This is a genomic window from Arthrobacter sp. CMU6 (assembly GCF_059090205.1).
Genome location: NZ_JBNHFL010000062.1, coordinates 1 through 7,916, shown reverse-complemented (window position 1 = coordinate 7,916; position 7,916 = coordinate 1). Strand labels below are relative to the sequence as shown.

The following is a 7,916-nucleotide window of genomic DNA, read 5'->3' as shown; positions in this document are numbered from 1 at the left end:
GGACTCAACCCACTCGGCGGTCTCTTCCGGATCACGATCAGGCAGCTGGTTAGTCAACCCGCTGAGGATATGGGAGGTATCTTCTCCTGCAGCCACGTCCAACCTCTCTTTGCGCGCATTCACCGGCGCACTCAGGTCCGGCAGGGTAGCTGCCCGGCGTGAACGCGTCGTGTGCGTCATATCGGTTACAACAGCCCGGTCATGTGCGCCGGGCAGGGTTCTATCTCGTGTGTATGACTGCCTATTCGTTGGAGGCGGTCGCCCCTCTAGGCATAGTTGTCAACAGTCACTGTAGCTCTGACGGCCTGCGGATGCGTAGCCGCGCTTGAACCCCCTGCCCTATTTGACCGTCATACTTGTTGTGTGACGCACAATAAGCCGCAGAGCGGCGCACGTAGCTTGAAGCACACGCCCAAAGGGTGTTGGCTTGGAGTAATCGAAATCACTATGCACAGGAGGAACACGTGAGCGAGGCCGACGCCGCCACATCGGTAAATGTGGCGGAAAAATTGGGTTTCAAGGACGGGGATCTGATTCAGGAGTTCGGTTACGACGACGACGTCGATTTCGACTTGCGTGATGACATAGAGGATCTGACGGGTTCAGAGCTTCTGGATGAGGATGATCACGACGTCGTGGACGCCGTGATCTTCTGGTGGCGGGACGGCGACGGCGACCTCGTGGACGCGCTGGTCGACTCGCTCACGACGCTCACCGAGGGCGGGGTGGTGTGGGTCCTCACACCCAAGTCCGGCCGCCCCGGATATGTTTCGCCCTCCGACATCCAGGACGCAGCACCCACTGCGGGGCTGCACTGCACCACGTCCGCCGGTGTTTCCAAGGACTGGAGCGCCACGCGCCTGGTAACCAGGAAGAACAAGTGACCGGACAGGCCGCCGTCGCAACGGCGGACCTTGCCGGGGTGCCCGTGGTTGGGCAGCAGGCACCGGACTTCACCCTGGTTAATCAGTTCGGTGAGCCCGTCCGGTTGGCCGACTTCCGCGGACGCAACGTCGTGCTGGTCTTCTACCCCTTCGCGTTCTCCGGCATCTGCACCGGCGAGCTGTGTGAGATCCGGGACAACCTCGCTGTCTTCGAACATGCCGACGCCGAAGTGCTGGCGGTCTCGGTGGACAGCAAGTTTGCCCTCCGGGCGTACGCCGAGCAGGAAGGCTACAGCTTCAACCTGCTGGCGGACTTCTGGCCGCACGGCGCCGTGGCCGGGAAATATGGCGTGTTCGACGAGGACAGCGGAATGGCCCGGCGCGGGACGTTCATCATCGACGCCGGCGGAACGGTCCGCTACGTGGTTGTGAATCCGCGCGGCGAGGCCCGTGACCTGGCCGAATACCGGCGCATCCTGGCAGAACTGGCCCAGGGTTAGGGTCAGAGGCCAGCCCATGGATCACCGGCGGACCGGCATCGGCCTGACAGGGTTCGCCAGTCTGCCTCCCGCCCCGCCCGCCGAGTCAGCGGCCAGCGACCTCGACGTGCTGGGCGGGATCCGGGACGTGCTCGCCGGGCTGCCGCTGGCGCTACTGACCGGGGCCGGCCTGAGCACGGACTCGGGTATCCCGGACTACCGCGGGCCGGATTCGCCTCCCCGCTCACCCATGACCTACCAGGAGTTTGTCCGCGACGCTGCCAACCGGCAGCGATACTGGGCCCGTAACCACATCGGCTGGTCCCACTTAAGGCGGGCCAATCCCAATGCCGGCCATGCCGCCGTCGTTGTCCTCGAACAGCGCGGGCTCCTGACCGGACTGATCACCCAGAACGTGGACCGCCTCCACGAGGACGCCGGCAGCGTTAACGTCGTGGACCTCCACGGACGGTTCGACCAGGTCATTTGCCTGGAGTGCCGCCGCACGTACTCGAGGCAGCTGCTTGCGGGGGTTTTGGAAGAGCTGAATCCGGACTTTCTGGACCATGCCATGAAGTCCGGTCTTGTGGAGATGGCCCCCGATGCCGATGCCACTGTGGAGGACCTGCGACTGATCCGCAGTTTTGTGATTGCCCGCTGCCCCGCGTGTGGCGGCGTCCTGAAGCCGGACTTCGTGTACTTCGGCGAGAATGTCCCCAAAGAACGTGTGGAGCGCGCTTACGCCATGGTGGATGAAGCCGAAGCCCTGCTTGTTGCCGGTTCCTCACTCAGCGTCATGAGCGGGCTGCGGTTTGTCCGCCACGCCGCCAAGGCCGGCAAACCGGTTGTCATCATCAACCGCGGCCAGACGCGCGGCGACGACCTCGCCACTATCAAGCTGGAAGCCGGAGTAAGCGAGTCGCTCGCCTGGCTGGCAGAGGAATTGCCCCCGCTCCCGGCGGCCTGACTCGATTAGCGTTTGAGGGCATTGTTCAGGTAGAGTCTATGTTCGTTGGTTCGAGCGCTTCGGTGCGAAAACCTCTCGTTGGGTCTTTAGCTCAGCTGGTAGAGCGCCACGTTTACACCGTGGATGTCATCGGTTCGATCCCGGTAGGACCCACCCTTATTACCCCGTTTGGCCAAGTGCAAGAGCCTGGCCAGGCGGGGTTTTTCGTGTTTTCTGTTGTCCTTCCTGACGACCGGCTGTTCCGGCGGAAAATGTCTGTGCCCGGCCATAGCCTGCGGGCATGGAACACGTACTTGTAAGGACTGCGGCCGACGGGCAGCCGGGGGCTGTCATCCGCGGCGGGCAGGAATGGACGGTGGGGGCGGAGCCGTTGCGTTGGTTTGAACGCGTCAGCTGGTGGGAGGCGGAGCGCCGGATGCCGCTGGGACTCAGCCGGGTGGACGTCGAGGTGTGGCGGCTGCAGACCCGGCTGGGCCGAAATGCCGCATCGGCGCTGACCACCATGGAGATTGTCCGCGACCGCCTTGGCGGCGGGTGGAGGCTGCGGAGCGCTGTGGCGGACAGCGCCGCCGCGGACAACGCCATCGCGGATGCGGCCTGAGCAGGCGGGAGAAGCCAGAGCCCGGAATGCCAAAGGCCCTGAAAAAATTCCAGAGGGGCCGCGGAATTGGATAAGCCTTCCACCGCGGCTATTGGGGGATGCCGCGGTGGAAGGCTTGAAATCGAATATACCGTGAACTTTTGGAAACACGAAAATATTAAGAAGGGGGCTTTCCGTTCGGGTCGCATTCCACGCTCCGGTCGCGAGCGGCTGATTCGGGCATGCCTTCAGCAGCAGCCATGCAGCCAGTATGATGATAGGTGTTCAGTTGACTGGACGCTTAGGCATCGTCGCCGGTGTTTCGTGCGCGATGCAATCTGCCGACCCCGCTGTCTGAGCGCGTATTGAAAAGGAGAATCATGGCCGATTCCCGTATCCCCAAAGCCAATGACGGACTGGGCAGCGCGTCCCCGGCGCCGGCTGTCACGCGAGCTGCCGCTGTACTGGAGTCGCTTGCTGCGTCCGCCACTGGCCGGCTTACCCTCAGTGACCTCGCCCGGGACCTCGGAATCCCCAAATCCTCAACGTCCAACCTGCTGCTGGCACTCGAGGAGGCCCGGCTCATCAGCAGGCAGGGCGCCGAATACACACTGGGACGGAAGCTCGTTGAGTTGGGAGCCGCCTACTTGAGCCGGCTCGACGAAGTCCAGGAGTTCTACCGTTTTTGTGAGCAGGCGCCCACGCTGTCAGGTGAAACGGTGCGCATTGCCATGCTGGACGGCACCAACGTCATCTACCTGGCGCGCTACGAAGGCCATCCGGCGGTCCGTCTCACCTCCAACATAGGCGACAAGATGCCGGTGTCACTCTGCGCCGTGGGCAAGGCCCTGATCGCCAGGCTTCACGACCACGACATCGATGCGATGTTCGCTGACGATGCGGAGCTTCCCGTGCTGACGCCCAAATCACTGCGGACGGGAGCGGAACTGAAGGCCCAGCTGCAGCAGATCCGCGAGCAGGGCTACGCATTTGAAGACGAGGAATCCACCACCGGTGTGGTGTGTCTCGCCGTGACTGTGCCCACCCGCGGAGCGCACGGCCCCAGCCTCGGCCTGTCTGTCACCGCACTGAAGGCAACCTACTCGCAGGAGCAAGGCGCGCAGATGGTCAAAGAGCTCAACGAGCTGGCCAGATCCCTCGGCAACCCGATGGGCTAGGCGGAATACCGGCGCTATTGGCTACTCGTTCATCATGTTGTACGCTGTTCAACATAGTGACCGACGCAATAGTGGTGTCACTACTCACCAGGCCAACGGGGGCCTGGAGTGTCTTTGAGGGAGTGCTAGTGACAACTCGTACTGATTCACCGCTGGCTGATGCGGACGGCGCGGTCGTCGAACCGGAACAGCTGCGCAGGGCAACACTTGCCAGCTCAGTAGGCTCCGCTCTGGAGTACTACGACTTCTACATCTACGGCCTGGCGTCAGCCCTCATCTTTGGGCCGCTATTCTTCAAACCGCTCGGCGATGAGGGTGCGCTGATCGCATCATTCGCCACATACGGTGTGGGCTTCGCTGCCCGCCCCTTCGGCGGCATCGTCTTCGGCTACATCGGAGACCGGTTCGGCCGCAAAATGGTGCTGATCCTGACCATCGGCCTGATGGGCGCCGCAAGCTTCGCCATCGGCCTGCTGCCGACATTCGAACAGGCCGGGATGCTCGGCGCGGTTCTCCTGGTCGTCCTTCGGATCGTCCAGGGCCTCGGTGCCGGCGCGGAGCAGGCCGGCGCCACGACGCTGATCTCCGAAGTTGCCCCGCCCCGCCGTCGTGGTTTCTTTGCTTCACTGCCGTTCGTGGGGATCCAGCTGGGCACCCTTCTGGGCGCGGGCACATTCGCCCTCATCGCCACCGCCGACAAGGCCGTGCTCGAAGGCTGGCTCTGGCGTGTGCCGTTCCTGGCCAGCGTGATCCTCATCGCGATTGCGGTATTCATCCGGCTGAGGCTCAAGGAAACCCCGGTGTTCCAGGAGCTCGAGAAGCACAAGAATGTCGTCAAAAACCCTGTGGGCCAGCTCTGGAAGCACTCCAAGAAGAACGTTCTCGTGGGCATCGGCCTGCGCATGGGTGAGAACGGAAACTCCTCCATCTACTCGGCGCTGCTGGTGGCGTTCCTGGCTGCCCCGGCCGGAGTCTTCCCGGGCGACAAATTCATCGGTCCCGTGGGCCTCCTGATCGCCGCCGGTTTTGCCGCCGTCATGGTGGTCACCTTCGGCGCGCTGTCCGACCGCTATGGCCGCGTGCCTATCTACCGGTACGGCGCCCTGTTCCAGGCTGTCATCGCCTTCCCGGCGTTCTACCTCGTGACCCTGGGCAACGTGACCCTGGTATGGGTCGTCATGGTGGTGGGCATCGCGCTCGGCGTGCAGTCCATGCTGGGACCGCAGTGCCCGCTGCTGCCTGAACTGTTCGGTTCGCAGTACCGGTTCACGGGTGTAGCCATGTCCCGCGAATTCTCCGCCGTGCTGGCTGGCGGGCTGGTTCCGCTGGTGGGAGCGGCACTGCTCGCCGCCACGGGCTACTCCTGGCTGGTCCTGGCGCTCTACTCCCTGGTCCTTGCGCTGATCTCCTTCGTGAGCACCTTCTTCACGCCGGAAACCAGGGGCCGCGACCTGATCTCAATCGAGGACGCCCGCTAGGCGCCACTCGGCCGGAAAGCACACAGCGCGAACGTACACTTGCGGCCCATCCCTACGCGGGGTGGGCCGCAAGTGTACGTTCGCGCCTGGCGTTGGGGGCGCAAACGGGAGAGCCGGGCAGCCATGTGGCCACCCGGCTCTCCGGTGATTCCCATGCAGGGGTGTCCTGCGGCAGACGGTTTAGTAGAAGTGGACCGTATCCACGAGGTGGGGGAGTTCGCCGCCGTCCAGGAACGTCCTGAGATTGCTGCAGAAGCGCTCTGCGATCAGGCGGTTCTCGGCCGCGCTCAGGGCCGAGGTGTGCGGGGACACCATGACGCGCGGGTGGCTCCAGAGCGGGCTGTCCTGGGGCAGCGGCTCGACGGCGAAGACGTCCAGACAGGCATAGGCCACCTGTCCGTTGTCCAGGGCCCCGAGCAAGGCGTCTTCGTCCACCACGGTTCCGCGGCCCACGTTCACGAACACCGTGCCGGGTTTCATGGCGGCGAAGACCTCGCGGTTGAAAAGCTTCTCGGTGTACGGCGTGCCCGGGAGGGTGTTCACCACGGCGTCGGCCGAGGCGAGCAGCCTGGCCAGTCCGTTGTTGTCCGCCACTTCCTCGATGCCGTCGATCGGCTCCACGGAACGCTTGGTGCCGCTGACCTTCATGCCGAGTGCGCGGGCGATGCGGGCGGTTTCCAGGCCGATCTCCCCGAGCCCGGTGACCACCAGCGAGGAGCCGTTGACCAGCTTGGTGGGTGTCCGCAGCTCCGGCCACACCTTGGCGGCCTGGTCCTGGGCGAGCTCCGCGGTCCGCTTGAACCCGTTGAGGATGCCCAGGGCAGCAAACTCTGCGAGGGGCAGGGCGTGCACGCCTGCGGACGTGGTCACCTTGAACTTGTTCAGGATCCCGGCATCGAGCCCGGAGGCCTTGACCGCACCGCCGGCGCCCGCCGCCATGGCGTGGATCCACTGCAGGCGCGGGTTGTCCTTCGCGATCCGGGCCAGGCCGGCGGGGCTTTCGTTGGGAAAGCCGTACAGCACGTCGGCCTTGCCCAGCATCTCCCAGTAGCGCTCCTCCTGCTCGGCGGTGCGTTCGAAGGCGGGGTCCCCGGCGTGGTCTGCGGGGAACCGTTCGGGGGGCAGCAGGTCGGGCTCGTAAAGAACGGTCACGGAGGGATCTACGGCGCGGATGCGTTCCACGAACTCGGCTTCGAGCGGGACGGCGATCGCGACGGTGGTTTCAGTCGTCATGCTGTTCATCATACTGAATGGGGGCTAGAATACTGAACAGATTACCGGCGCCTTGGCCAAGATTGACCACAACGAAGTGAGGTTTCCCTGAGGATGAATGTACAGAGGGCAGGCTTCGTGGGCCTGGGACTGATGGGGGCGCCGATGGCGGCGAATCTGGTCCGGAAGGGGTGGGCGGTAACGGCGTGGAACAGATCGCCCGCCGCGCTGGAGGAATTACGCCGGCTCGGCGGATCCGCTGCAGAAACAGTGGAGCAACTCCGGGACGAGCCGGTGATCGTCTTCATGCTGCCGGACCTCGCCTACATTGAGGACGCGGCGTCCGGACTGCTCACGAGCTGGCGGACATCACCGCCGGCAGCCGGCACTGCGCTGGTGGTCATGAGCAGTGTTTCCCCTGCTGCGGTCAAGGATTTCGGGCGGAGGGTCCAGGCGGCCAGTTCCGGCAATGCCGTGGTACTGGACGCGCCAGTCAGCGGCGGGACGAAGGGTGCCACCGAGGGGACCCTGGCCATCATGGCCGGCGCCGACCAGCCCGATGACTTCCGCCGGCTCTGTCCGCTTTTCGAGGCCATGGGCACCACCGTGAGGCATCTGGGGCCGCTCGGTGCCGGGTCGCTGGCCAAGGCGTGCAATCAGCTGGTGGTCGGAACAACGACGGCGGCGCTCGCCGAAGCGGCCGAGCTCGCCGAGCGGTCGGGCGTAGATGTCGCGGCCCTCTATGAGGTTCTGTCTGGCGGCCTCGCCGGCAGCCGCGTGCTGGAGCAGGTGGGCCCGCGGATTGCCCGGAAGGACTACACGCCCACCGGCCCGGCAAAATTCATGCACAAGGACCTGTCGTTCGTCGTGGAGTCCGCCGACGCCGCCGGGGCCCGCCGTTCCGATGGCACGGGCCGGCGTCAAACTTTATGCCGAACTCAAGCGCCAGGGCCTGGGGGACCAGGACCTGGCCGTCGTCCGGCAAACCATTTCAAACCTCAGCAGGACGGGCGCCGGATGCGCTGCAGAAGGGACCTCGTGATGACTTCACTTTTTGATTTGACCGGGCGGGTTGCGTTGGTGACTGGTTCGAGCCGGGGGATTGGTAATGCGTTGGCGCGGGCGTTGGCTGATGCGG

7 protein-coding genes, 1 tRNA gene and 1 pseudogene are annotated in these 7,916 nt (G+C 64.5%); 8 read left to right on the top strand and 1 reads right to left on the bottom strand.

The features are described 5' to 3' along the window. The first annotated feature begins 464 nt into the window (after positions 1-464). The 7 genes from AC5RWD_RS22935 to AC5RWD_RS22905 all read left to right on the top strand — a co-directional run bounded on the left by AC5RWD_RS22935 (position 465) and on the right by AC5RWD_RS22905 (position 5,566). Positions 465-884, top strand: coding sequence for a DUF3052 domain-containing protein (locus AC5RWD_RS22935; RefSeq protein ID WP_003802164.1), 420 nt, complete (start codon positions 465-467; stop codon positions 882-884). Next, a complete protein-coding gene (locus AC5RWD_RS22930) occupies positions 881-1,384 on the top strand; it encodes a peroxiredoxin (RefSeq protein WP_494022223.1) in 504 nt (167 codons plus the stop codon). The genes AC5RWD_RS22935 and AC5RWD_RS22930 overlap by 4 nt, the downstream gene beginning before the upstream one ends. A 16-nt stretch (positions 1,385-1,400) precedes the next feature. After that, the gene (locus AC5RWD_RS22925; RefSeq protein WP_494022222.1) at positions 1,401-2,330 is read left to right on the top strand and encodes an NAD-dependent protein deacetylase; all 930 of its coding nucleotides are present in this window, start codon (positions 1,401-1,403) and stop codon (positions 2,328-2,330) included. Positions 2,331-2,410: 80 nt separating this feature from the next. Next, positions 2,411-2,483, top strand: a tRNA-Val gene (locus AC5RWD_RS22920). Positions 2,484-2,610: 127 nt separating this feature from the next. Next, positions 2,611-2,931 carry a hypothetical protein gene (locus AC5RWD_RS22915; protein WP_494022221.1) on the top strand — a complete coding sequence of 107 codons (321 nt, stop codon included), beginning with the start codon at positions 2,611-2,613 and terminating at the stop codon, positions 2,929-2,931. A gap of 359 nt (positions 2,932-3,290) precedes the next feature. After that, positions 3,291-4,088: an IclR family transcriptional regulator gene (locus AC5RWD_RS22910; RefSeq protein WP_494022220.1), complete on the top strand. Its 798-nt coding sequence runs from the start codon at positions 3,291-3,293 to the stop codon at positions 4,086-4,088. 128 nt (positions 4,089-4,216) lie between these two features. Continuing rightward, a complete protein-coding gene (locus tag AC5RWD_RS22905) occupies positions 4,217-5,566 on the top strand; it encodes an MFS transporter (RefSeq protein ID WP_494022219.1) in 1,350 nt (449 codons plus the stop codon). A gap of 180 nt (positions 5,567-5,746) precedes the next feature. On the opposite strand, the gene AC5RWD_RS22900 is transcribed toward AC5RWD_RS22905, so the two are convergent. After that, positions 5,747-6,811: a D-2-hydroxyacid dehydrogenase gene (locus tag AC5RWD_RS22900; RefSeq protein WP_494022218.1), complete on the bottom strand. Its 1,065-nt coding sequence runs from the start codon at positions 6,809-6,811 to the stop codon at positions 5,747-5,749. An 81-nt stretch (positions 6,812-6,892) separates the two neighbouring features. Here AC5RWD_RS22900 and AC5RWD_RS22895 point away from each other — a divergent pair. Beyond that, positions 6,893-7,820: pseudogene (locus tag AC5RWD_RS22895) on the top strand (NAD(P)-dependent oxidoreductase). Positions 7,821-7,916 lie beyond the last annotated feature (96 nt).

Coding starts and splice junctions, on each gene's coding strand:
- AC5RWD_RS22925 (WP_494022222.1), top strand. CDS start 1,401: ATGGATCACCGGCGGACCGGCATCGGCCTGACAGGGTTCGCCAGTCTG.
- AC5RWD_RS22915 (WP_494022221.1), top strand. CDS start 2,611: ATGGAACACGTACTTGTAAGGACTGCGGCCGACGGGCAGCCGGGGGCT.
- AC5RWD_RS22910 (WP_494022220.1), top strand. CDS start 3,291: ATGGCCGATTCCCGTATCCCCAAAGCCAATGACGGACTGGGCAGCGCG.
- AC5RWD_RS22900 (WP_494022218.1), bottom strand. CDS start 6,811: ATGATGAACAGCATGACGACTGAAACCACCGTCGCGATCGCCGTCCCG.